This window comes from Sphingobacterium spiritivorum, from assembly GCF_016724845.1.
Lineage (GTDB): Bacteria > Bacteroidota > Bacteroidia > Sphingobacteriales > Sphingobacteriaceae > Sphingobacterium > Sphingobacterium spiritivorum_A.
On record NZ_CP068082.1, the window covers coordinates 496,222 to 521,167 of the forward strand.

Below are 24,946 nucleotides of genomic sequence, written 5' to 3' on the forward strand. Positions count from 1 at the left end.
TAAAATATAAACTTTGATTTAAATAAACAAAGAATATATATTTTAACAACTAATTAAGCTATATGATTTTAATTATGTTAAAAATATTATTATATCCAATTAGGTTATTAATAAGTGTATTTTTGACACAACAGTAGTGTGATTAGAGAATATAAATAAGAAACTTCATTTCCTAATCGGACAATAAGATTAATTGAATATGTAACAAAAGGAAAGGAAGAATTCGCTCCGATAGAAACAAAAACTAAAAATGCAGGCAAACTTTGCTGGCGTATATGCAGCACGACCAACAGCAGTCTATAAAAGTAAATAAAAAAAACAGGTCTCTGCAGGAAGAGCTGAATTTTAAAAAACGGCTTCAGGGCATATCTCCGGAAAAGATTAAAGTCAGCACAGAAAACAGTTGGCAGATGCAGGCAGACCGGATAACCAGATTATCCTCGCCGCTTCTATCCCATTCAACAACAGCAAACTAAAGACGGTCTGATTATGTTCAGCATATTATTTTTGAGGAACAGCTGTTTTGTCTCAGCTTAAAGGTCTGGCATTCGTATTTCGATAATACATAATTTTAGAAAGGAACATCGTTGCCATTTTTTCTCCTCTCAAGATAGCTTCTTCCGCTTTCTCTCCTTCAAAAAATTCGCGCACCGTATTTGTCCAAAGGTTTAGCCAGGCATCAAAATGATCCGCTTCAACAGGCAAAGTTGCATGAGGAGGAAACGGACTGCCGAAATAGCTATGCTGATCCAGTAAAAGCGTCTGCCAGAAACCATACATTTTTTCCAGATGAGCTTCCCAGCGACCATCCAGAATCGCATTAAAAATAGGTCCTATAAGTGTATCCTTTTGTACGCGACCGTAAAATGTATTGACCAACAATTTAACATCTTCCAGTGTTCTGATATCCTGTTTTGCCATACTCTCATTCTTAATTTAACAACATAAAATACGAAATCTCTTTTGACAGAACAAAGATAAAAATAATAAAAGACTTTTTTATCCTTTATTATTTTATGTATCTTTAAAAACGAAAAAAAGAACAGGTTATGGCTATTCAAACCGATCAATCAACCGTATATCATAATGCTATACGATCTATTTATGAACATCTGCAATATGGTGCTGAAAAACCGGATATCAAGGTTATTCTGGAAACTTCAGCCACTAAGGAAATACGCATTTGCATGAAGAACAACCAACTGATGAAAACGCATAAAAGTCCGTTCCCTATAGTTATTCATGTCGTACAAGGTGCAGTAAGATTGGGTATAGCCACTGAAATCTATGACATGAAAAGCGGCGATATGATCGGAATGGAGGGTAATATTCCACATGATCTCACAGCAACTGAAGATACAATCATCAGACTTTCCATTAGTCATTCGGATACAGCAAAACGTGTTCAGGAAGTAGTAAACACAGGTGAATAACAGAATAGTAAGTGTTTTATAAAATGGGGATTTTTTCAAAAACCTGTGAGTATGCGCTTCGCGCAGTGATGTATATAGCTCAGTGCAGTCAGCAAGGAGAAAAGGTCGGCATACGGGAAATTGCAGAAGCGATCAAATCACCCGAAGCTTTTCTGGGAAAGATTCTGCAGCAACTCAGTAAAGAAGGACTGATCCGGTCAGCCAAAGGTCCGAACGGCGGCTTCTATATGACCCCGGAAGACACAAAACGACCACTGGCAGATATTGTAAGCAGTATTGACGGTGTGCAGCTGTTTGAAGGATGTGCAATGGGACTCGATTACTGCTCCAAGGAAAACCCCTGCCCTTTACATCATGATTTCAAAAAGATAAGAAAAAAGTTATTCGTAATGTTGCAAGAAACAAGTATAGGACAGTTTAACATGGATCTGATCAAGGGTAATTTCACCTTATCAAAATAAGATCAATCCGTAGTGATTAACCCAATTCTCAAAATTGCATGGGGTAAAAAATCTTTAGCAAATAGTGAGTAGAAAACTATAAGATACCTTTTGTTAACCAAAACATAATATAGAAGAAGACACAACTTCATTAACTTTAATACATGAAAAGTCTGTGTCATCTTCGTTCTGCTATCATACTTTCTACACTTGCAATCAGCCTGTTTACAGGCTGTAAAAAAGAAGATGACCCCGCTCCTGCCGGAACACATAAAGCCGTCAATCAGTGGATAATGTCTCAGATGAAGCACTACTATTACTGGAACAATCAGCTTCCCTCCGGTAAGACGGATGAGAGCTCACCCGACATCTATTTCAAATCACTGCTGGTTCCGCAGGATCACTTTTCCTCCATTCTGCAAACCAAAAACACCAGTACATACGGGAATACCCTGGCGAATACTTTTGGCTTTGATTTTATCCAGATTTCTCAAAACGGATCCATTCACAATATCATCAGTCAGGTAGTCCCCTATTCTCAGGCTCAGCAATCCGGGCTCTCCAGAGGAGATACAATTACGGCATGGAATAATCAATTTCTTGCTCCCTCCAATGTTTCAGATCTTACACAGAAAGCACTTAGCAGAAATACACTCCGGCTAACTCTGCAGTCCGGAGTAACATTACAACTGGCATCTGCCTATATCGCTCAGCCCGTAGTATACACACACCGCATCATCCAACAGCAGGACAAAACCTATGGGTATATATACCTTAGTCAATTTGATTTCAGCGGAGCTTATGATCTTATACGGGTTGCAGAAGACTTCAGGCAGAAAAAAATAACAGAGTTAATACTGGATATGCGATACAATGCCGGCGGACAGGTATCTTTCGCAGCATTTTGCTCCCTGCTCCTGGCAAAAGTGCAGGCAGATGATACTTTCCTTATGTATCAGGGCAATGCTTCTTTAGGTTTGCAGCGCCTGAGTTTTGCGCAGTCACTCAGCAGGCAACCTGACGGATACAGCTTTACTGCAGAAGAGCTGCGTTCAAAAAGCCTTCAACTCGGCAGAATCCACATCTTAAGTACTTCCTATACGGCCTCAGCAGCAGAATTGCTAATTAACAACTTAAGCCCATACGTAGAAATTATACACATCGGAGAGACAACAATGGGTAAAGATATGGCCTCTGTCACATTGACTTCGCCGGATAATATCAACGGCTCTGCCGAAAGCTGGCATATCCTTCCTCTGGTCTACAAATTGTACAACAAAAACAATAAAGGCGATTACAGTGAAGGCCTGATCCCCCAATATGCCGTCTCTGACCACAATTCTTTACCCTTGTATCCGTTTGGATCCGAACAGGACCCATATGTAGCCTTTGCCCTTAGCAGATCTTCCTCTTCCCGGAATACATCTTTGCAAAAAGCAGCTGTCAGCAAGGAGGGACAATTACTTTATCACTCCGATACTAAAGGGTACAAGCCAATTATCCTTTCCGAATAAAGCGGAAGGAATTATGGTCTCATCAAAAATAAAACAGGGCCACCTCCTCAAGAAAATGGCCCATCATCAACCTTTACCCAAAAATTCTTTATATTATTTAGCCAGGGAATTAATCGTATTGACCAGCTGACGGATATCCACCACAGCGTGTGGTGTTCTTTGCAACCGACGAACAGGTCTCGCCAGATAAGCGGTCCGGATATGGTATGATTCCTGTTCATACTTTTTGATTATTACTTCCAGTAAATTCAATGTATCCCGGTACTGCTGATGTAAGGCAACAAGCGATTCACGACTCTTTCTGATATCATAAGCTGTAGACATTTCATGCTCTGACCGTAGTAAATGTTCAAGATCTACCAATACCTGTTTCATCTGCTGGTGTTTGAGTGAATTAATTCCCTTCATATTTTTTCCGTTTTATTTAATCAAAAAATTACTAAATGGATATGCCCATCCCGGAGAAGGAGTCCAGGTATCAAAATAATCTTCCTTCTTGGAAATTACTCCGTCAGGAATCGTTGATATAAAAATACCTGCAGATGTATTTGAACTCTCCAAATAAAGATATACAGGTTGTCCCTCTTTTAATAATGGCTTTTTATCTGCCTTCAAGACGAGAAATCTCCCCACATAATCAGTGCTCCTGACCTGAGGATTTTTAACAGGAAGTGCAGTATAATCTGCTGGCACTTTTCGGCTTACATTGAACACCGTATCTGTACTGATATCATAATATACGGACATAAACATGCCGAAGTCAAATTCTTTTAACTCCTGAAATACCAGATGTATAGCTGCTTCATTGGAAGCCAGTTCTTTATTGTAATTGACAAATTTGACCTTGATTTTACCCGGCTCCGGCTCCACTCCTTCAATCCCGCCATTCCCTTTCATCAGTACGACCGTTTGTTCATCGGCGGGATCCATTTTTAACAAGGTAAACGTGTTTATATTATCTTCTAACTTTATATACTGTTTTAACACCTCTGCCTTTGATGCCAGACTTACAACGCTGACTTCCACAGAATCAGTCTTAATTATTTTTTTCAAAATATTAAAGGGGATAGTTTCCTTTCCTATTTTTATCTCATATCCGTCAGCTTGTTTGCGAGCAAACTGAATTGTACTTAATGCAGTGAACGAATTGACTTCTTCAGCTTTTTGACAACCTATGATTACTAATACGCAGATCAGTAATAAAAAGCAAACTATTTTTCTATTCATATAGAGTTAAATAAAGCCTGCCGAAGCAATTTTCGACAGGCTATATAGATTATGATTAATATGTTTTCGGTGAAAACTGAGTCCATCCGAATGTCCACACCTGTGAAGGATTAGTCACAGCAGGATCGATAGCTCCTTTATATGAACTTCCGGTTCCGTAAGCTGGTGAAGTAGCTGTAGGACGTAAAACAAAAGGATTAAATCCGCCTGATACAGGGTAGAAAATATTAGTTCCACCTGCTAATGCAAGATAAGAAGTTGCATCAGAAGAAGTTGTTGTCGAGTTGCCTGATCCCGGAGCAGAACCATTGAATGCAGCAGCATATCCATGTACGACGTTGTTACTGAAATTACCTCCTGAAATGCTTTCGAAACTAGCTCCTGTCCCATAACCGGCGATGATCGAACTTTCGATATCCAGGGAGGAAGCTCTTCTCCAACGGTTACCGTACTTAAGTTTAGTTGTAGCAACAGCTGCGTCTTTAATACCCAGGAATGTAAAGTTTCTCAATTTAGGATTAGTCAATGGCAATCTTGTAGCATCACCTGCTCCATTGTTATCAGACTCTAAACCATTAGAATCAGAATTTCCGCTTGAAGTACTGTTAGTAGAATTAGGATCTTTCAGAGACAATGCGTACTGAATAGTTCCGGTATATCCGAAATCAAAATCAAAATCATCATCGTCATTTGAAGAAGCTACTAAATACTTCGCATTAACAGTACCTCCGAAAAACTCAAAACCATCATCTTTACCCCAGGATACCTGAATGTTTTCCAGAGTAGTTCCGTTACCGACACCACCTAAAGTCAGACCGTTGATCTCATTGTTTTCAGTAAGGTTATAACCTGCAAACTCGATACGCACATATTTCAATGTACCTGAGTTGTCAGCAGGATTACTTCCACCGTAAGTTACATCTACGCCGATAGGTGCAGGTACACCTTCGATACGTGTGGTAGCAGGTTGGTTAGTCGTAGCATTACCCAACAGAATAACACCACCAAAATCACCCGGGTTGCGGCTACCCGAAGCATTCGGAGATGTAAATACAATCGGAGCAGCTGCAGTACCGATGGCATTCAACTTAGCGGTTTTAGGAACGACCAATACCCCACGGATATTTTGAGCACCGTAGACCTCGTCATTATAAGATTTCACATTACCTGAAGTAAGAAAAGTACCTGCTTCAATCGTAAGCGTTTGTCCGGGTGCTACAAAAGAAACACCATCGATCAACCATACCGTATCTTTTGACAGAAATGATTTAGTGATCAAACCATTTACATCTACAGGAACGTGTGCCTGAGGTTTAGCCGGTAGACCTGCTTTGAAATCTGCCTGAGGTGCCAGGTTGTCTTTGTTACATGAGGCTAATGCGATTGCGCATACAGATGCCGCGAATAAAAACTTTTTCATGCTTTGTTAATAATTTAATAACTTTGCTGCCTATAGACAATTTGTGAACTATGCTACTGAGCCGGACAGCAAATAACGTTCAGTAGTATAGCTTGCATAATCCCTTCACCCTTTTTTAGTTTTACTTATCTTCCCGATTGTATTTTGACAATTCGCGGAACTTATTCTTCATAGGAGGATCACAGGATTATTAGTTTTTGCCTGCCTCGCGCAAGCCTGTTTTCTATATTTTACACTCTTTAAAGAAGGTTTTTATATTCATTTCTAAAAATTGTAGGTAAAAGACAGATTAAAACGACGCCCATCCTGTTTACGATAGGTAATCGTATCTCCGTCACCTTTGTTATACTTATTGTCTCCTTTTACCAGGCGAAAACCATCAGCTTCTTTTCCCGGTGTTATCATTTCATAGGCTTCTGTATTAGTATAGAATCGCGTCCATTCGTTAAGCAGGTTAGCCATATTAAATTTGATTTCTGCTTTCTTTTTGAATAAGCGGGCATATATCTGAAAATCCAGCTGACGTGGAGCCAGTTCGTATTCTACTAGATTCGGACTGGTATTTGCCAGATTAGTACGTGGCCCCCTTTGATTGTAACTGGCCGTAGCTCCATAATAGTCTCCCCAATAACTCAGCCCCAGATTCAACAACCACGGAGACTGTCCCATTAGCGGACGATCCTGATCAGCACCTTTGGCCTGTACCAATGCATTATCCTGATTGGCATCTACGTACCATGGGCTAAGTGTCTTGACAGAAGATTTGAGCAGTGTACCGTTGGCATATACATAAAACTTAGACAGCCATTCCTGAGAAGACACAAAGCTTAGATTTTTACGCACCTCCATTTCAACACCCAGATTTCGGGCAGATTCCATATTGACAAAGACAAAGTATTTCTGCGTATTAAGTCTGGGATCCATCACAAGCTCTACAGGTTTGTCCAGATATTTGTAATAACCTGTCAGCGAGATTATTTCTCCGGCACCGGGATACCACTCGAACCGGATATCGGCATTATCTACTAACGATGACGTCATAAGTCCGCCTGAGATATTTGCATCCAGTTCATAATCATAAAAACCAAAGAAGGAAGTTTCTCTGAAATCAGGACGTATAGCTGTACGTGAATAGCTTGCACGCACATTGAAATCATTAGTCACACTATAAGTTGCATTAACAGAAGGCAATGCTTTCCAATTCTTATCTTCTACCAGATCCCTGTACTCCAGATACTTATTCGCTACACCTGAAGTTCTGTCCCAATACTCTGCCTGTTGATTATTCAAACGGTAATATTCCATACGCACGCCATATACCAGACGTAATTTTTGCCATAACTTCTGATCCGCCATGAGGTAGCCTGCATGATTTTTCATATCGCCATTGAAAATCCGGCCATTAATATTCTCCGCCCAGTAATATGCCTGATTGATTTCTTTACCTATATTTTGAGGATCCAGTATAACTTCATAAGGTTGTTCAATACTACTGCCCCTTGCCGCAGCAGGCAGCATCCGAAATACATCGAGAGATCTATTTTTCGACCAGCCCTGATACCCTAATTTAACCAGCGTACTGATGTTCGCTCCCGTAGCGAATCTTTTCGAAAAATCAAACTTCCAGTTGTAATCTGTCTCATCAACATTTGTCCACATACGTGAATCTCTGGACAGATTATCGCCCCCTACTTCAGAGGATAAACGCACATTTGGAGTTTGAAAATAAGGATGACCATCAATAATAGTTGTCAATCTGTATCTTAACTTACGTTCATCCAGAATCTGCTGTTCGATCTTGTTTATAGCTCCCATTGCTTCCATTTTGACAGACCAGGGCAAGAGATATTCTACATTCAGCTGATGTTGCTGCAGAGAAATCGCCTCAGGCAGCTGATACTGTTCTCTGAAAGGAGCTTGCTGAAGATCTTCATAATTCAATCGTGTAGCCTCATTATAGTTTGAATTGTAGGTACGGGCATACATATTTTTGGAAGACACCTTAAAATCCTTTCCTTGTAATCCGATATTAGCCACAAGACCGCTGCTGCTGTTGAAACGATAGGAAGTTCCCGCACCATTCTGTCCTAATCCTACACTATCTATAAAATGAAATCCACCCCGGTTTGAGCTTCTTACGTTATTGAATTTCACAATATTCTGCTCATTGCGAATATTGGCGCTTGCTGCAAAACCAAGTTTCATTCCGTTTTCCAGATCATACACCCGTCCTAATGAGAATCGGTAATTCTGATTGGGCATTCCTTTGTATTTATTCAACTTAAGAGGCTCGGCACGTAAGCGTCTGGACTGTGCTATAGCATCCAGAGAGCTATACGGACGAGGATCATTTGGCAGCAATGTCAGATCATCCGTCTGCCCCGGAATACCAGGCGGAGGTACTTCTACACCCGATGTCCAGTACCATGGAGTCATTCCGTCAGGAAGCCTGACAGAAGAATTGTAAAAACCGAAGTATTCGCTGTTGTATCGTTTTCCGAGATGATAAAAATCTTTGCCCAGCGTCTGCGAATTCGTTCCTGTCCCCACCTGAATAGAAGTAAAATTCTGCGTAGGAATATCCAGTGTATTCACTGATACCTGACCGCCTGAAAATTCAGATGACATATCCGGTGTAGCAGTCTTATTGACGACTACATTACTGACCATTTCTGTGGGAATGATATCAAAAGAAAAATTACGTTTATTCATGGAGGTACTGGGGATCACAACACCATCCAGCATTGCCTGATTATATCGCTCAGACATACCTCTTACGACTACGTTTTTATTATCTACAGTAGTCAGACCTGTGACACGCTTCAGCACCTGTCCCATATCATTGTCAGGAGTACGGGCAATCTGTTCTGCTGAAATCCCGTCTGTAACTGAGGCTGCATTTTTTTGAGCAGCATAGAGTCCGGCGACCGACGCTTTCTTAAACGAAGTATTCACCACTGCCTCTGCCAACTGAGCGGTCTGTGCGACCATAGCGATATTGAGCACTGTAATATCCCCGGATTGTACCTGCACATTACTGATACGCTGTGTCTGATAAGAGATGTAGCTTACTTCCAATGTATATTTCCCTGCCGGGATCTTTAACGAATAGCTGCCGTCCACCCCACTCTGTGCATTGCGGTTCAGTTCGACTATCCTGATCGTCGCATTCGGCAGCCCCAGTCCTCTTTCATCAATAATACGTCCCGATACACGTCCGGGTTGTTGTATAACCAATGGTTGAAGCATAATATAACTCCCTACCTCTTTATACGCCACTCCGGTGCCGGATAAGATATGTTTCAGTACATCTTCGACTGTACTGTTGACAAATTTGCGGCTTCGTGTAACTTTCTGATCCAGATTCAGTTTACCAGGATCATAAGCGATGAATACCTGCTGACCTTCCAGATGTCTCAATGCTTCAGCCGTATTCCTTCCCGTCACGGAAATCGTAATTTTCTTTTTTAATAATTGGGCATTTACGCTATTGGCCAGTAACATTTCCATGAGGAATACCATCATCAGGCCTGATAGTAATAGGGTTCTCATTATAAATTTGAGGTAGTATAAATTAAATTGCATAAATTTGATTATGTATTAATGACTTCACGGTTTTTTAGTACAGTTATAAAAATCAGGAGCGATCCTTTGCGAAAAAGGGTTAACGATGGCAGTCGTTGACTCTTTTTTGATTTAATAGATCATCACGACGTCGCCCTCCTTCCTGAATTTATTATGGTGTACGGTCGTGATGACCTGTAAGAGATCGTCCAGTGAGATTTGTTTCTGAATGGACAATGTATACTCTTGATCTGCTATACGTGTATTTGTCGTCTGTAAGGTTACGCCGTAATTGTTGCGGATAGTGAGCGCAAGTTCTTCGAATGAAGCCTTATTCAGATATGTTTTACCGGTAATCCAGGCATTTCTGTTTTCCAGATCGAATGTTTCTGTTGTACTGTTTTCATTTGATTTATCATACCGGATTTGCTGGCCTTTTATTAATATGCCCAGCATCTGATCATTGCGTTTTACCTGCACTCTGCCTGAGAATACAGCTACAGTCTGTTCCGGAAGATCTTTATAAGACCTGATCGTAAAAGAAGTGCCCAATACCTGAGTCTGCAGCGCTCCTGAGGTAACCATAAAAGGTCTGACAGTATCACGTCTCACTTCGAAAAATGCTTCTCCGTACGAAAGCTCCACTTGTCGGTTTGTCTTATTGAAACTGGCTACATCCAGTTTAAGCCGCGTCATACTGTTCAAAGTGATGACTGAACTGTCCGGAAGTATTACTTGCTTACGCTCGCCCGCTATAGTTTCAAAAACTCTGATTTCCGGATCGGCCACCATATGTTGCGACGGGATTTGATCCTGAGCCGTCATCCACCACATCGCACCCAGACAGATAAAGAGGCTGGCAGCGATACTGATGACAAATTTCCAGGAGATCATAGATCCGACCTGACGTACGGTAGCCCCGTCAATATGACTACAGATTTCTCCGTAAATACGGTGCTGAAGATTTTCAGATATACTTTTTTCCGGAAGTTGCTCCCGGTCAAGCTGCTCATACCAACGATCAACAAGCTGACGTTCATCAGTTGTGGCACTTCCGTCCCGATACCGTTGTATCAATAAGTTGAATATTCTAGTTTTCACTTTTTTTGTCCCTTTTACCTATATGTCAGCAAAAAGGATAAAAAGTACTTCAAGAAATCTTTAAGGTTGTATGAAAAAATTATGAACAGTTACCTAAGGTTTGAGCCATTCCTGCAAGGACTGAACGAAAAGTAAGAATAGAGGACCGTATACATCTTTTGACCGGGCAGTCAATCCTCGCTGAAGACGCTTAGTCGCTTCCGTCAGATTGTTTTTTACGGTTTGTTCGGAAAGATTAAGCCTTCTGGCAATTTCTTTAATACTATAATGTTCCCATCGCAATAATACAGCCTGCTGCATATTATTGGGCATTGCTTCCAGTTCCTCCTCCAATAGTTTTTCCATCGCCAGATAGGTTTCCAGTTCTTCCGGGTGCTGCTGTACATAGTCAAACATATGCTCCGCTAATCCATCCAGAAGTTTTTGCTGTGCCTTATTTGAATTAAAAAAATCTATTAGTTTAAATTTCAGCATGCCGTAGAGATAAGCACGCAGATTCATCCCGGTATCCAGGGTGGCCCGACGTTCCCAGAACTGAACAAACAATTCCTGAAGAATATCCTCTGCCTGCTGCTCATCACGAACACGTTTTACTGCATGGATATACAATTCTTTCCAATAACAATGGTAGATTTCGGCAAATGCAGATCTGTCGTCTTGTTCTCTGACCGAGACCAACCATTGCTGATGTAAACGTCTTGTTTCAGGCATATGGCCCAAATGTAAAATATTCATATTAAGCCAATATTAAAAAATCACACCGCCTACATTATATAGCTGACAAAACAAAGACGATATTAAGACAAGGACAGAAGAAAATAACAACAGGAAAAACAGTACCTACTATGTAACATACTTGTTTCAATCATCAAAATATCTTGTCAGTATACTTTATTTTAGTAATTTCATAACTAATTAAGCTCGCTTACTTTCTCCTCTGCAGCGCAGCAACTCCACCTGTGATATATTACTCTTAGAAATAGATCTGTATCTATTATCCTGCCTCTGTTTATCTGTTGAATTCTCACCAAAACTTAGCTACAAATAAAAAAAAATATTAATTGTATATTTTTTTCATTTTAAAGAATTTATCCGTAACTTACGTATGTTAATCATTTATATGACCTATGGATACATATAACCAACATTCAACTCTAAAACAATATTTCAACAGCGTTATATCTTTAGACCAGCCCGTACATTGGCATGAGTATTATCGTATATCCAAACTGGTTGCTAATATGCTGTTGGAAAAGCTGAGAATGGACAATTATGATTCAGGTATTCATATGGATATTAACAATACTGCTTTTGTAAAGACATCTATCAATGCCTATTATCATCTGGGAATAGCTCTGGAAATAGGATTAAATGGTATGATTGGCAATTCTCATAATACAATTTCTTATCCAAAAAGCCATAGAATGCAGGGTACTTCGCTCAAGCAGAAAACGCAGAATCTGCTTCAACTGGCTGACGAAATAGGGTTATTCAAGAAGAACAGGATGGACTTCAAAAGTTTCACGGATTATGAAAATCTAAAGCAGGTCTTGTTACATCTGAGTGACATTATCAAGTGGAACGAACGCTACCCGTATCCGGAAAGCTCCACCACACTTTCAAAACTAAGCAATAAGATTCCGTTTTTAATTTTTAACGGTTCTCATATTACACAGATGGTTCAGCCCCTGTTTGATTTGTTGGAAAGTGAAATTGAAAAAAACTAAGAACAGCTAATTATCTGTTGAACTGCTCCACTCCCGGAATTCTGCAGATCCTACATAGTATATGCGGATATCCTCACCATTCTTATACGGATCAAAACAGCTGGCGGCGACGCCAACTGACGCAATGAGGGACTAACCTATTACACGGCAAAACCCCTTGTAAGTCCTCCCCCTTTTCGATAACCGTCATATGCAGCGTCTGCGGGTGTCCTCACCAGCAGCAGAGTACCTCATATATTTTCTTCTTATACGGATTAAAACAGCTGGCAGGGACGCCAACTAACACTTCCGTGGTATGCCACTTATTACACTGTAATAGCTTTTGAACAACCTTATATCATTTCGCTACCGATACCGTTAATCTCCCCCCTTTTCTCTTTAAAGAATACCGCGAAAATCAACAGACAACCTGCTGCTATTGCTGCTGGAGTGATCCACAAATACCACCAGAAATCAGATACATATGCTGCTTTAAGATAATCTGAAATATAACCGGCAACCCAAAAGCCAATCAACATCCCAATTCCATACATCGCGACAGTTATTAATCCCTGAGCGGAAGATTTGTAACGCTCACCGGCAATTGTATCTGTATAAATCTGTCCTACCACAAACATAAAATCATAACAGACACCGTGCAGAACAATACCGGTAATCAACATATAGGACAATTCATCTCCGTTTCCAAAAGCAAACAACAGATAGCGCAATATCCATGCAGAAATACCAATCAGAATCATCTTCTTGTAACCAAAACGGGCAAAAAAGAAAGGAATAAGCAAAAGACACAATGCTTCTGACAATTGCCCCAGCGCCATCTTAGCGGTAGGGTTTGGCAATCCTACGCTCACCATATAAGGATTCGTATTCTGATAATAGAATGATATCGGTATACAGATCACAACTGCTGTTAAGAAGAATACCAGAAATCCTTTATTCTTCAGTAATGCCAAAGCTTCAAGCCCCATAGCATCTGCAATGCGGAATGACTTTTCTTTATTTCTGGCTACAGGAGGGGTTTTAGGTAATATCCAGCTAAATACGGCTAACAGCAGTGAACAACAAGACGCCAGCAGAAACGTATAACTCAGCGCTCCGCTTGTTATCGCTTCAGGACTATCCCAATGGAAAATGTAACTTATTATTATACCAGAGAGAACCCAGCCCACCGTACCCCATACCCGAATACCCGGAAATTGCTTTTTTGCATCTTTCAGATGTCTGAAGGAGATCGAATTAGTCAATGCCAGGGAAGACATGTAAGCGATAAAGTAAACAAATACATAGGGATAAAACTCCGCAGCACTGGCTGACCTATACATCATAAATAACAATACAGCACCAATTAGATGTAATACAGACAGGACACGCTCTGCATTAAAGTATCGGTCTGCCACAAATCCGATAAAGAAAGGTGCAATGACTGCTCCCAGCGATTGTGTCGAAAAAATATTTGCAACTTCGAGACCTGTTGCCTGCAGGTTTTTGGCCAGATAAGTTCCTAAAGTAACGAACCATGCGCCTTTTATCACATATTCTAAGAACATCATGACAGACAGACGAATACGCAATGAAATATCCATAAAAAGAGAACTGCAGATGATTAAGGTTTATACCTCTAAGGTAAGCTTTACAGGATGATTTCACAAATTGTAACAGGATTGATTCAACCACCTAAACCAGACATGCAAAAGTTATAATACCTAAGATTATCAAAACACAACTCCTTATCAATCAGCAAAATTTAAGTATCTTTAACGGATTGAATATAGTTAGTTATGCGTTACAGTCTCGCCCTGATTTTTATATGTATCTTTTGTTATGCTTTTGCTCAAAAACCTTCCGGAAATGCAAAAGCACAGCAGCTTTATACATCTGCGAACAGACACCTGCAAAAAGGAGAATATCCTCCGGCAATAGAATTGCTGAAGGAAGCTTTAAAAATCGATGGTAATTTTGCATCTGCTTATCAGACTTTAGGCGATCTGTATCGCAAAGCAGATCAGTATGAAGAAGCCCGTCAGATGTATGAAAAAGTATTGACAACAGATCCTGAACTGACTCCGCTCACCTACTTCGGCATTGGAGAATCCAGCCTGTTCACAGGTCATTACAAGGAGGCTCTGAACTACCTCGAAACCTATAAGAATAAAGTAAAACTGGCTGACAAAAGTGCTTTGCTGGTGAATAAATATATTGCAGACTGCAATTTTAGCCTTTCCTATTCTTCACCGGACACATTCGTCATGAGCAAATTATCAGATGCAATCAACTCCGCAGATGACGAATATTTCCCAAAGCTGACAGCTGATAACAGAACTATTATTTTTACACGTAAAACAGCCAATCAGGAAAACTTTTACGAAAGTCATTATGATGGAAAGATATGGTCACAGGCTCAAAAATTAACAGGGCATATAAATTCTGATCAATTTAATGAAGGCGCACACTGTATTTCTCCTGACGGAAAATACTTGTTTTTTACGGGTTGTAACTGGCCAAACGGAATGGGCAGCTGTGATATCTACATCTCCAAAAAAGAAAACGGAATCTGGGGTGAGCCTTATAACCTTGGAGCTCCCATCAATTCCAAAGGATGGGAATCTCAGCCGGCTATTAGTGCAGACGGACGTACGCTTTATTTTGTCAGCAACAGACCAGGCGGAGTTGGCGGATATGACATATGGAAGAGTACACTTAATGCAGCAGAGGAATGGTCAGCTCCTGTTAATCTGGGTCCGCAGATCAATACTGTCTTTGATGAAAGTGCTCCCTACATCCACGCGGATAACAGCAGCTTGTTCTTTGCTTCCAACGGATGGCCCGGATTCGGTCGTAAAGATATTTTTGTAAGTAAGTCCGATTCCCTGAACAAATGGTCTGCCCCTGTCAATCTGGGACATCCCATAAACAATTATTATGAACAAAATGCATTGTATGTAAGTATGAACGGGAAGATGGGATTTCTTTCCACGCAAATAGACGGACAGCAACAGCTGGATATTTACAGTTTTGATATCCCGGTACAAAACCGGCCTCATCCTGTAGCATTTATCAAAGGACTGGTACTGGATGCAAAAACCTTATCTCCGGTGAAGGCCAGTATCACGGTAACGAATACCACTACTAACCAGGTTGTATTTGAAGACCAAAGTGACATCACTGATGGAGAGTTTTTGGCAACCTTGCCGATCGGAAATCATTACGCCGTGCATATACGCGAAAAAGGTTACTTATTTGAATCTATACCATATGCTTTGGACGATCCCCGTCACACAAATGAAGAATTTGAAGCACGGATTTTATTGAAACCTATTGAAGTGGATAAAAATGTCGTACTGAACAACATCTTCTTTGCATTGAATAAATACGATCTTTTACCTTCCTCCAAAAGTGATCTGAATACACTGGTTCTGTTTTTACAGGAAAATCCGCTGATCCGCATAGAAATCGGAGGACACACAGACAATACAGGAAATGATCAGCTGAACAAGACACTCTCTGACAACAGAGCAAAAGCTGTCGTCACTTATTTAATCGCCAGAGGCATTTCAGCTAACCGTCTTCTGGCAAAGGGATATGGCTCTAACCAACCCCTGGCTACAAACGATACAGAGACAGGGAAAGCCCTGAACCGGAGGACTGAATTTAAGATTATTAAGTAGTTATAATACGGAGGTGAATTGCACTGATTCCCTCTAAAAAAGATATCAACAGACTACAGAAAAGAAAAAAGAAGATCGATATTACCAAAATCTTTTCATTCAAAAGCACTGACATTCTTTAAAGCCCTTCAGCTTCCATCAGCATAGCTATTTTATAAAGCTACCGATAAAATCGGATGCAGAAATGGTAGTCGCCTTTTTTTCACCCTCTTTTTCAACAAGATTCAGCTCACCTGCCGCATTCCACTTTACAGACTGATAAGAAGGTTTAACGATAAACTTGCCATCCAGATCTATAACGCCATACTGGCCGTCTTTCTTCGCAAATACATATTCTGAATTGAGAGGTTGCATATCTTCCAGACTGTCAATAAGCACCTTACCTTCAATATCAGCCAGTCCGAAATTGGTATTGATCTGATACGAGTACACCTGATCATTCACAGGTTGAAAATGATTATATCCAGATGTATTAAGCACTTTACCGTCTTTACGTACCAACCAATATTTTTGATCCAGATCTGTCACGGCTGCAACGTCTTCTGTTAGATTTTCTATGGTCTGATAATTGGCAGGCAACAGGATCTCTCCGCTTTTCTTCTTTAATCCTATGACAACATTTCCATCCCGGTTATCCGGAAACCATTGTACAGCTTCCTCAAGCTGAAGACCGCTGTTGAAGACCGCTAACAATTCTCCTCCTGAAGACAATCCGTCGCCTGTATCCTGTACATCAACGATTTCCATTTCAGAAGGCAATTCAAAATAAGAAGGGTTAGCACTCATCTTTTCCACTTTAGTGGCTGCAAATCCTACGGTAGAGTCCTGCCCGTCCAGATCAAACTGCAGGATCGCTCCCGGCAAATGATGGGCAAAAGGAAGATTATCAGTCGCATAGGCCGGAATATCTTTGGTACACCACACCTGATAATTTACCTCTCCGAATCCGTGTTGTCCAAAGTTTAGTTTATATTTCTGACAGGCATACCCCAGTATATCCCGTACTTCATCTGTTGGAGAAATAATCAGGTAACTCACATCATCTCCTATACTCTTCACATCCGCAGCTTTGATGATGCGATACGGATCCGGCAAGACGTCCTTTGTAATGATATCATCTCCTTTTTGGAAAGCGTATACTTCCTTTTTAGGATAAATGTACATAAACTGAGCTTCGTCCTTTCCCTTTAGAACTCTGGATTTATCTTTGGAGATCCAGATTTTTTCTTTAAAATCTGCAGGTTTTGATTCCGGATAGAATGCCTCTGCAATATTTTGTTCAAATTCTGCAACATACTTTCCTGTGCGTTCTGTCCACCATTCAGTAGGTTTTGTACCTTTTGCTTCCAGATGAATCTGCCATACGTCAGTCTGTGCTTGCGTATTTATTTGGGATAAGAACAGGAGGAATAATACAGATATGGAAATTTTCATCATCAAAACAAGTTAATACAATCTTTCTTTATCAAATTGCAGACCAATTGATCAAAAAAAATTACATTGTGGAAAAATAGCATTGATAAAGATAAGAAAGTAGCCCTTCGTCCTGCTAAATCTTGTCAGTATGGTCTACAAGCACCTACCCGTTAACGAACATCAAACAATCACAGCTGTACATTTTTATAAACCATTTGTTTCGGGCAGCGAAGCCAGGAAAAATGATACTTACAGCAAACTTATAATCTGACCTGTCTTGACTGATTCATCGCAGGCAATAGCAATGCGTAAACTATTCAGGGCATCTTGCATGGATTTACTCAGATCCGGTTTTTCACGTATAGCTTTTAAAAAGAAAAGTTGTTCTCTGTTGCAGAGTTCCTGATGATCCGGTTCATCTTCCAGATGTATCCATTCATCTTTACGAACAAATTTATTTTGATCATCAATAGCTGCATAATGAACGCGCAGGGATTCGGTTCGTGTATGAGAGGCCACACTATCCGAATGTCCGCTACCGGACGCTTCATTAGCCACAATCGATACACAGCCCAGAGGCCCGATCACATCCTTCACAAAAAAGGCAGTTTCACTCATCATAGGCCCCCAGCCTGCTTCGTACCACCCTACACTACCATCATCAAAACGGATCTGCAACTGCCCGTAGTTATAGTTATCTTCCGGAATATCATTTGTAAGCCGTGCGCCAATGGCCGAAACCTGTACAGGCCTGGCGTCAGTAAGCTGACACATTACGTCAATATAATGCACACCACAGTCCACTATAGGACTGAGACTTTTCATGAGGTTACGATGGACATCCCACATATAGCCCTGACTTTGCTGATTAAGATTCATGCGCATAACCAGCGGATATCCCATCTGTCTGCCGGTTTCAATAAATTTGGTCCATGAGGGATGATGGCGAAGAATATAGCCGACAACCAGCTTTTTACCGGAACGTTCAGCTGCTGCTATAACTCTTTCTGCACCGGTAACTGTATCTGCCAGTGGTTTTTCGATAAACACATGTGCTCCGGAATCAAAAGCCATGATGGCATATGTCTCGTGTGTATCCGGGTAAGTAGCAATACAGACTGCATCAGGCTTAGAATCGGCCAAAGCTTCTGCGTAATCTTCATATAACGGATAGCTGGCATTCAGTCTTGTATTCAGTTCCCTTTTACTATCACCTCGGGATAACAGTCCCACTATCTCAAACTCAGGAAGTTCATGATAAGCCTGTGCATGGGATGCGCCCATATTGCCGCATCCTGCTACTAATATTTTGATTTTTCGCATGAAAATCTGTTCAGATATTATCCAAAAGTTGTTAATCCCGGACGGGGAATAGGTAACTGATCTACTTTCATATTCCAGTCAAATTCATCCGAATGCGGCCCCAATACGACTTGAGAATTCATTATTTCATCATAAGTGATGGCTTTGCCGGTGTAAGCCGCAGTTCTTCCCCAGATTCCCAACAGCGTTGATTTGGTCATTGAATCCCCGTCATTAATGACTTGTCCGTTGCGGATAGCAGCAAACAGTTCATCATGCTGAGTCTGATACATATTGTTGAGTCTGCCCGTAAATTTCCACGGATGTTCACCCAGCACTTCATAACTGGACATCAGTTTGACATCAACCTGCCCCTGTGTCCCCATCACATCGACACTGTTACGTGATGTAGTCCCATTCTGCTGCCTGCTGAAATGGTAAGATTTCAATCCTCCGGCATAAGCATATTCTACAGCATAATGATCATATACATTGCCAAATTTATCCCAAGGCTTAGCCTGTCTTCCTCCCGTACCTGTCACCAGTTTAGGCAGTTCGTCATTCATCACCCACGACATAAAATCGACACTGTGAATGGCTTGCTCCACCAGCATATCTCCTGAATAACGAGTATAGAACAACCAGTTGCGAAGCTGAAACTCCAGATCACTCCAGGAAGGTTGTCTGTCCTTGAAGGTAAGTTCTCCTCCGTAACGAAAAGTAGACAGCCCCTTTACATCCCCGATACTACCAGCTCTGACTTGTTTGATAATCTCCCGGTTTGGGGTGGAGTAACGAAAGCAAAAACCACAGACAATATTGAGTTTTTTCTGCTTTGCCAGCTCTACCGCTTTACTCACCCGGTGAATACCCGGAATATCCACGGCTACAGGTTTCTCACAAAAGATATGCTTACCGGCCTTCACCGCTTCTTCCAGATGATCGGGACGAAAATTTGGAGGCGAACACAGCAATACAACGTCTACCCCCGAATTTATAAGCTTTTTATATGCGTCAAACCCTACAAACTTATTTTTATCATCCACATGGACACGCGCTGCATCTATTTCACGAAGAGTAGTAAGCGCATGTTCTAACTGATCTGGAAAAATATCAGCCAGGGCCGTTATTTCTACCTGAGGATCTGCCGCCAACGCCTGAGAAGCTGCTCCTGTTCCTCTTCCGCCACATCCGATCAAACCGACTCTGATCTTTTTTGCGGAAGTAGCATAACCCAGATGGGGGATTGCTGCCAGTGATGCAGCCACGACCGCACTTTGTTTGATAAAGGTTCTTCTGTCTTGGTTCATTTCATTCATTTATAGAACTCTAAAATTAACAATTTTCACCTTACATAAAAAATAAGCCGGGTATATTTCAAATATCCATCACTATAATTTTACAAATCAGCAATGCGTTTTTGTGCATTTTTTAAATCAAATCAATGGATAAGTTACAAATAATACATAACTTCACCCCACTAATCATCAATTCTAAACAACTATGGAAGAAAAATTACCAATTGTACAACCTCTTATTACCAATGATGCCGTTGTTTTCGGCTTATTAATGGGAATTCTGGGTTTTATCTTTTATACTTCCAGTAAAAAAGAAGGCTTTTGGGCTAAGTTCTACAAATACTGTCCTTCTCTTGTGCTTTGTTACTTTGTACCCGCGCTTCTGAATTCTTTTAATATCATCAATGGAGAAGTGTCGCAGCTGGATGAAATGGCTTCTACCTATTTGCTTCCTACCAGTTTGATATTCTTTACTATCGGCATCGACATTCAGGGCCTTAAACAATTAGGAAGCAAATCGCTGATTATGTTTTTTACAGGAGCGATCGGCATTATTATAGGCGGTCCTATTGCTATTGCGTTGATTGGAAGTGTATTTCCGTCCATTCTGCATTTCAACGGAGAAGAGACCTGGAGAGGTTTCGCAGCTATTGCTGGGAGCTGGATCGGAGGAAGTGCCAATCAGGCCGCCATGTTTAAAGTCTTCGGTGCTTCAGAATCTTTATTCGGGCAAATGGTGGCAGTAGATGTATTAATATCCAGTATCTGGATGGGATTATTGATCTATGGTGCTCAAAAATCCGAAAAGATAGATGCTTTTTTCAAAGCTGACACCTCATCACTCAAAAATCTTGAACGACGACTGGAATCTATTCATCTGGCAGAAAGAGTCAAAGATGTATCGGTAGCCCAATGGTTTACCGTATTAGGTGTAGGATTTGCCGGAACGGGACTTGCTCACCTGTTGGGTAATTTTATCGGTCCCTGGTTTAAAGAAACCTGGCCCGCTTCTGAACAGTATTCCCTGACGAGCATTACATTCTGGGTTATTATTGTCGCAACCACCATAGGAATGGTTCTTTCCTTTACAAGAGCACGAAAGCTTGAGAATTACGGCGCGTCCAATATGGGATCTATACTGCTGTATGTTCTGGTCGCTACCATCGGTATGAAAATGGACATCAAAGCATTACTGGACAATCCTGTATTCTTTTTAGTAGGAGTCGTGTGGATACTGATCCATATTATTCTTATGCTCGGTGTTGCTAAAATAATAAAGGCGCCCTTCTTTTATGTGGCTGTGGCCAGTCAGGCGAATATCGGCGGAGCAGCATCTGCCCCTGTTGTGGCGGCAGCATTTAACAAATACTTAGCTCCTGTAGGTGTTTTACTTGCAGTGCTGGGCTACGCAGTTGGTACCTATGGAGGTTATATCTGTGGTCTGCTCATGCAATATGTCTCCGGATTATTTCAGTAACACTGATTTTCAACAAGAGTGTTTAACTAAAAATAGCGCAGGGCTCGTGCCTTGCGCTATTCTTTTTAAGGTGCTGACTGTTTTGCAGCATCGGATATCAATTGATATTTAGCCAGTATAAAAGATGTTTCCCACTCAGGAACCCTACCCTTTTTATAATAATCAACAAAAGTCCTGACAGAACTTGCCATATACTTATCCGGATTCCTGTCATTTCCTTCCGGTAATAAGATCTTATACTTACCCGCAGCTGTCTGTTCAAAATTAACAGCCTGTATACCGGTCTTAGCAAGAATTTCCTGAAGTTTTTGCTCAAAAACCTGCTTGCCTACTGATTCTTTAGGGGTTATGTAAATGATATTATGTCTGTCTTCTGATTTGACTTCAACAGTAAAATTAACGGCTTGCAGTATACCTTCAAAAGTGTCGCCCCTGTTTTCTTCTGAATCGTAATCCCAATCCACAGCAACAGAGACGGCTTTGCCGCGAAGCAGATAACGAATTTCCGCATTCGAAGAAACAGCCAGCTCATTGTACGGATTTATATACGTTTTCAGTTCATCAGGATAGGATTGCTGTCCGGTCAGATTCGCAAATTCATACCTATTTAGCAATGCAGGCCATTTTCTGGACTTTAACAGTTTGACATCTGCTGCATAATCCAGTTTTTGTTCCGGCAAAGTAATCCAGTTAACAAGATCAAGATAAGGAGCAAGTCCCGAAAATCCGTCTCCCTGCATATTTACATCAAAAAACCAGACCGGTCTTTGGATCATATTCCCATCTTTCCACTCTACAAAATTCAAGTGTCTTGTCATAACAATAGCCGGAGCGTCTTCAGAACCTGCGATCAATCCACCTGAAAACTCCTGTTGCGTCAATAAGGCTTTGACAATAACAGCTTCTTCGTAAAACCGTGCAGGGACCAGATCGTAAATCAGCGCTTTTGTCTCTGCTGCCGAACGATACATGTTTTGCAGATACTGCATACTCAGCCTGCCTGCCACAAGAGGCTGCCGTGAAAGTACGGTAATACCATTTGCCGTTAACCGTTCACCTAATACCCCTCTTTCTGTATTGAAACCGCCTACATATGCAACATTAGCTTTACCTCCGGACAGCAATGCCCCCATTATATCTGTGGTATGGGTTTCTGCAACACGGAAGGTCGTGTTATCTTTCAGGTAGGGCGAATACAAAGGGTTAAAGACTGTTACCAGTGTATCCAGCTGATCAGCCATCGAACGGACCACGGTATGTGTGGTACTATCCTGAGGATTGATCACAACAAGTGCGATATGCGATTGTTCCTGGCAGGAGAGTATTCCCCCTAAAAGGACAAGAATAGCTATATTTTTAAAAAAATGTTTCATAATTACCGTCTGGCGAAATACAGCAATGTTGCTGATTATTAGTCTCAAAAAAATTGAACCAAAATTACATTTTTATTTAAAACAAAAAACAGTTATTCTTTTAACTACCTTTGCAGCTGATTGATACTGACAAAAAAGTCAGCATTATAAAATTCAACAATTTGCAATTCAAAGATTTAAAACTTATAGCACCCATCCTGAAGGCATTGGAAGCTTCAGGATATCAGAATCCCACACCTATTCAGGAACAAGCAATCCCTATCATCTTTCAGCGTAAAGATCTACTGGCCTGCGCGCAGACGGGAACAGGAAAAACAGCGGCTTTTGCCATCCCAATCCTGCAGATGCTGACTTATTCCAAAGAAAAAACGGCTCAAAAAAGAATACGAACGCTTGTACTGACACCTACGCGTGAATTAGCGATACAGATCAAAGAAAATTTTGATGCATACTCTAAAGAATTACCTATCCGCAATCTGGTCATATACGGTGGTGTGGGGCAGCAACCGCAGCGTGATGCCTTAAGAAAAGGAATCGACATTCTGATTGCGACTCCGGGACGCTTACTGGACCTGTACAATCAAGGGTTTATAGATCTCAAACAACTGGAGTATTTCGTACTGGATGAAGCGGACAGAATGTTGGACATGGGATTTATCCATGACGTGAAAAAGGTGATCTCTATCATTCCGAAAAAAAGACAGACCTTGTTGTTTTCGGCAACAATGCCGGCAGAGATTCAAAAACTGGCCTCTCATATTCTCGAAGAGCCTAGTAAAGTAGAAGTAACGCCGGAATCTACCACCGCAGAAAAAATACAACAGTCGGTTTATTTTGTCAGCAAATCAGACAAACGTCACCTGCTTACGCATCTGCTCAAATCCGAAAATATTGAACATACACTGGTATTCTCCAGAACGAAACATGGTGCTGATCGTATAGCCAAAGATCTGGCAAAACAGGGTATACAAGCTGCGGCTATCCATGGCAACAAATCGCAATCGGCCAGACAAAATGCACTGAGTAATTTCAAAGATCGCAAACTTCGTGTATTGGTAGCTACAGACATCGCAGCCAGAGGGATTGATATCGATGATCTTTCTTATGTGATTAACTTTGATCTTCCAAATATCCCGGAATCTTATGTACACCGTATAGGTCGTACCGGACGTGCCGGAAAAGACGGAAAAGCAATTTCATTCTGTGATGATGAAGAATACGCTTATCTGCTGGATATTGAAAAATCCATTCGTATGGAAATACCAAGAGTAGAAGATCAACCTTACAGCTTACATATCTCTCCGAAGAAACCCGGACAAGCGGCTAAGAAACCTGGCACGGACAAAAACAGAAGCAAAGCCAGATCGGGCGCAAGTAAAAAACCGTTCCGAAGAGGAAAATTCAAAACAAAAGATTAATTCTTCTACTACTTAAGGAACAGTTCTCTGCATTTTTTGAATTCAAAAAATGCAGAGAATTTTATTTTAAAGCTACTTTGATGCACCTTTATTAACTCTATAATACTCCAGCTTTACTATAACCTTATTATTTTATAAGCTTTTCGGTTATTTTCGATCGATGCAAGTCTCCCCAGGCAATCAGTTCACTGATCACTGGTTTAAGTGTATACCCGTGACGTGTAAGCTCATATTCCATTTCCGTACGATATCTGGATTTTATTTTTTTTGAGATTAGCATATTTATTTCCAGATTTTTCAATTCCAGAGATAGCATTCTGTCTGTAATCGTCTCAAGTTCTGTTGAAAGTTCTCTAAAACGCTTCGGACCATCCAGTAAGACAGCTATTATACGTATCCTCCATTTTCCCTGAATAGTATCCAATGCATCTTTTATAAGCATTAATGTCCTCGATGACTGTAGAGGACAATCCGTATGTTCAATTTGACTGTGTTCCATATTACTATACTCTGTTATAGTACCCGATTGATCAGCAAGTTAAAACTATATTTTTGTTTGGTGCAATAAAAA

The 24,946-nt window shown here is 40.9% G+C and carries 20 protein-coding genes; 7 read left to right on the plus strand and 13 right to left on the minus strand.

Features of this window, described 5'->3' with window-relative positions:
• Nucleotides 1-528: 528 nt before the first annotated feature.
• On the minus strand, nt 529-921 hold the full coding sequence (locus tag I6J03_RS02015) for a group III truncated hemoglobin (RefSeq protein WP_003010828.1): 393 nt from the start codon (nt 919-921) through the stop codon (nt 529-531).
• Nucleotides 922-1,049: 128 nt separating this feature from the next.
• Between I6J03_RS02015 and I6J03_RS02020 the strand changes: the two genes are divergently transcribed.
• The 3 genes from I6J03_RS02020 to I6J03_RS02030 all read left to right on the plus strand — a co-directional run bounded on the left by I6J03_RS02020 (nt 1,050) and on the right by I6J03_RS02030 (nt 3,387).
• Nucleotides 1,050-1,433, plus strand: a complete 384-nt coding sequence (locus I6J03_RS02020) for a cupin domain-containing protein (protein ID WP_003010825.1) — start codon at nt 1,050-1,052, stop codon at nt 1,431-1,433.
• Nucleotides 1,434-1,456: 23 nt separating this feature from the next.
• Entirely contained in the window at nt 1,457-1,894 is a 438-nt protein-coding gene (locus tag I6J03_RS02025; protein WP_039990328.1) for an RrF2 family transcriptional regulator, read from the plus strand.
• A gap of 143 nt (nt 1,895-2,037) precedes the next feature.
• Nucleotides 2,038-3,387 (plus strand): S41 family peptidase, encoded by a 1,350-nt coding sequence (locus tag I6J03_RS02030; RefSeq protein WP_003010821.1) that lies wholly within the window; start codon nt 2,038-2,040, stop codon nt 3,385-3,387.
• Between the two features lie 93 nt (nt 3,388-3,480).
• On the opposite strand, the gene I6J03_RS02035 is transcribed toward I6J03_RS02030, so the two are convergent.
• From I6J03_RS02035 to I6J03_RS02060, 6 genes are all read right to left on the minus strand, one after another.
• Entirely contained in the window at nt 3,481-3,795 is a 315-nt protein-coding gene (locus I6J03_RS02035; protein ID WP_003010820.1) for a hypothetical protein, read from the minus strand.
• Between the two features lie 12 nt (nt 3,796-3,807).
• Complete coding sequence (locus I6J03_RS02040; protein ID WP_003010819.1) at nt 3,808-4,614, minus strand: hypothetical protein; 807 nt, start codon at nt 4,612-4,614, stop codon at nt 3,808-3,810.
• A gap of 55 nt (nt 4,615-4,669) precedes the next feature.
• Nucleotides 4,670-6,034 carry a hypothetical protein gene (locus I6J03_RS02045; protein WP_003010818.1) on the minus strand — a complete coding sequence of 455 codons (1,365 nt, stop codon included), beginning with the start codon at nt 6,032-6,034 and terminating at the stop codon, nt 4,670-4,672.
• Nucleotides 6,035-6,298: 264 nt separating this feature from the next.
• Nucleotides 6,299-9,586: a TonB-dependent receptor gene (locus tag I6J03_RS02050; RefSeq protein WP_232279816.1), complete on the minus strand. Its 3,288-nt coding sequence runs from the start codon at nt 9,584-9,586 to the stop codon at nt 6,299-6,301.
• 144 nt (nt 9,587-9,730) lie between these two features.
• Entirely contained in the window at nt 9,731-10,699 is a 969-nt protein-coding gene (locus I6J03_RS02055; protein ID WP_003010816.1) for a FecR family protein, read from the minus strand.
• A 93-nt stretch (nt 10,700-10,792) separates the two neighbouring features.
• On the minus strand, nt 10,793-11,434 hold the full coding sequence (locus tag I6J03_RS02060) for an RNA polymerase sigma factor (RefSeq protein ID WP_003010815.1): 642 nt from the start codon (nt 11,432-11,434) through the stop codon (nt 10,793-10,795).
• 392 nt (nt 11,435-11,826) lie between these two features.
• Here I6J03_RS02060 and I6J03_RS02065 point away from each other — a divergent pair, with 392 nt between their 5' ends.
• A complete protein-coding gene (locus I6J03_RS02065) occupies nt 11,827-12,426 on the plus strand; it encodes a hypothetical protein (protein WP_003010814.1) in 600 nt (199 codons plus the stop codon).
• Nucleotides 12,427-12,758: 332 nt separating this feature from the next.
• Here the strand turns inward: I6J03_RS02065 and I6J03_RS02070 are convergent, their stop codons facing one another.
• Nucleotides 12,759-14,009, minus strand: a complete 1,251-nt coding sequence (locus I6J03_RS02070; RefSeq protein ID WP_039990324.1) for an MFS transporter — start codon at nt 14,007-14,009, stop codon at nt 12,759-12,761.
• A 195-nt stretch (nt 14,010-14,204) separates the two neighbouring features.
• Between I6J03_RS02070 and I6J03_RS02075 the strand changes: the two genes are divergently transcribed.
• Complete coding sequence (locus tag I6J03_RS02075; protein ID WP_003010810.1) at nt 14,205-16,091, plus strand: OmpA family protein; 1,887 nt, start codon at nt 14,205-14,207, stop codon at nt 16,089-16,091.
• Between the two features lie 147 nt (nt 16,092-16,238).
• Here I6J03_RS02075 and I6J03_RS02080 read toward each other — a convergent pair whose 3' ends face one another.
• The 3 genes from I6J03_RS02080 to I6J03_RS02090 all read right to left on the minus strand — a co-directional run bounded on the left by I6J03_RS02080 (nt 16,239) and on the right by I6J03_RS02090 (nt 20,128).
• Entirely contained in the window at nt 16,239-17,525 is a 1,287-nt protein-coding gene (locus I6J03_RS02080; RefSeq protein WP_232279815.1) for a WG repeat-containing protein, read from the minus strand.
• A gap of 231 nt (nt 17,526-17,756) precedes the next feature.
• The gene (locus I6J03_RS02085) at nt 17,757-18,830 is read right to left on the minus strand and encodes a Gfo/Idh/MocA family protein (protein WP_003010806.1); all 1,074 of its coding nucleotides are present in this window, start codon (nt 18,828-18,830) and stop codon (nt 17,757-17,759) included.
• Nucleotides 18,831-18,847: 17 nt separating this feature from the next.
• Nucleotides 18,848-20,128, minus strand: coding sequence for a Gfo/Idh/MocA family protein (locus I6J03_RS02090; RefSeq protein ID WP_003010804.1), 1,281 nt, complete (start codon nt 20,126-20,128; stop codon nt 18,848-18,850).
• Between the two features lie 184 nt (nt 20,129-20,312).
• Between I6J03_RS02090 and I6J03_RS02095 the strand changes: the two genes are divergently transcribed.
• Entirely contained in the window at nt 20,313-21,584 is a 1,272-nt protein-coding gene (locus tag I6J03_RS02095) for a DUF819 family protein (RefSeq protein WP_003010802.1), read from the plus strand.
• A gap of 65 nt (nt 21,585-21,649) precedes the next feature.
• Here I6J03_RS02095 and I6J03_RS02100 read toward each other — a convergent pair whose 3' ends face one another.
• Nucleotides 21,650-22,957, minus strand: a complete 1,308-nt coding sequence (locus I6J03_RS02100) for a putative oxidoreductase C-terminal domain-containing protein (protein ID WP_003010800.1) — start codon at nt 22,955-22,957, stop codon at nt 21,650-21,652.
• Between the two features lie 161 nt (nt 22,958-23,118).
• Here I6J03_RS02100 and I6J03_RS02105 point away from each other — a divergent pair, with 161 nt between their 5' ends.
• The gene (locus I6J03_RS02105; RefSeq protein WP_232279814.1) at nt 23,119-24,375 is read left to right on the plus strand and encodes a DEAD/DEAH box helicase; all 1,257 of its coding nucleotides are present in this window, start codon (nt 23,119-23,121) and stop codon (nt 24,373-24,375) included.
• 127 nt (nt 24,376-24,502) lie between these two features.
• On the opposite strand, the gene I6J03_RS02110 is transcribed toward I6J03_RS02105, so the two are convergent.
• Nucleotides 24,503-24,874, minus strand: a complete 372-nt coding sequence (locus I6J03_RS02110; RefSeq protein WP_201694115.1) for a winged helix-turn-helix transcriptional regulator — start codon at nt 24,872-24,874, stop codon at nt 24,503-24,505.
• Between the last annotated feature and the right edge of the window lie 72 nt (nt 24,875-24,946).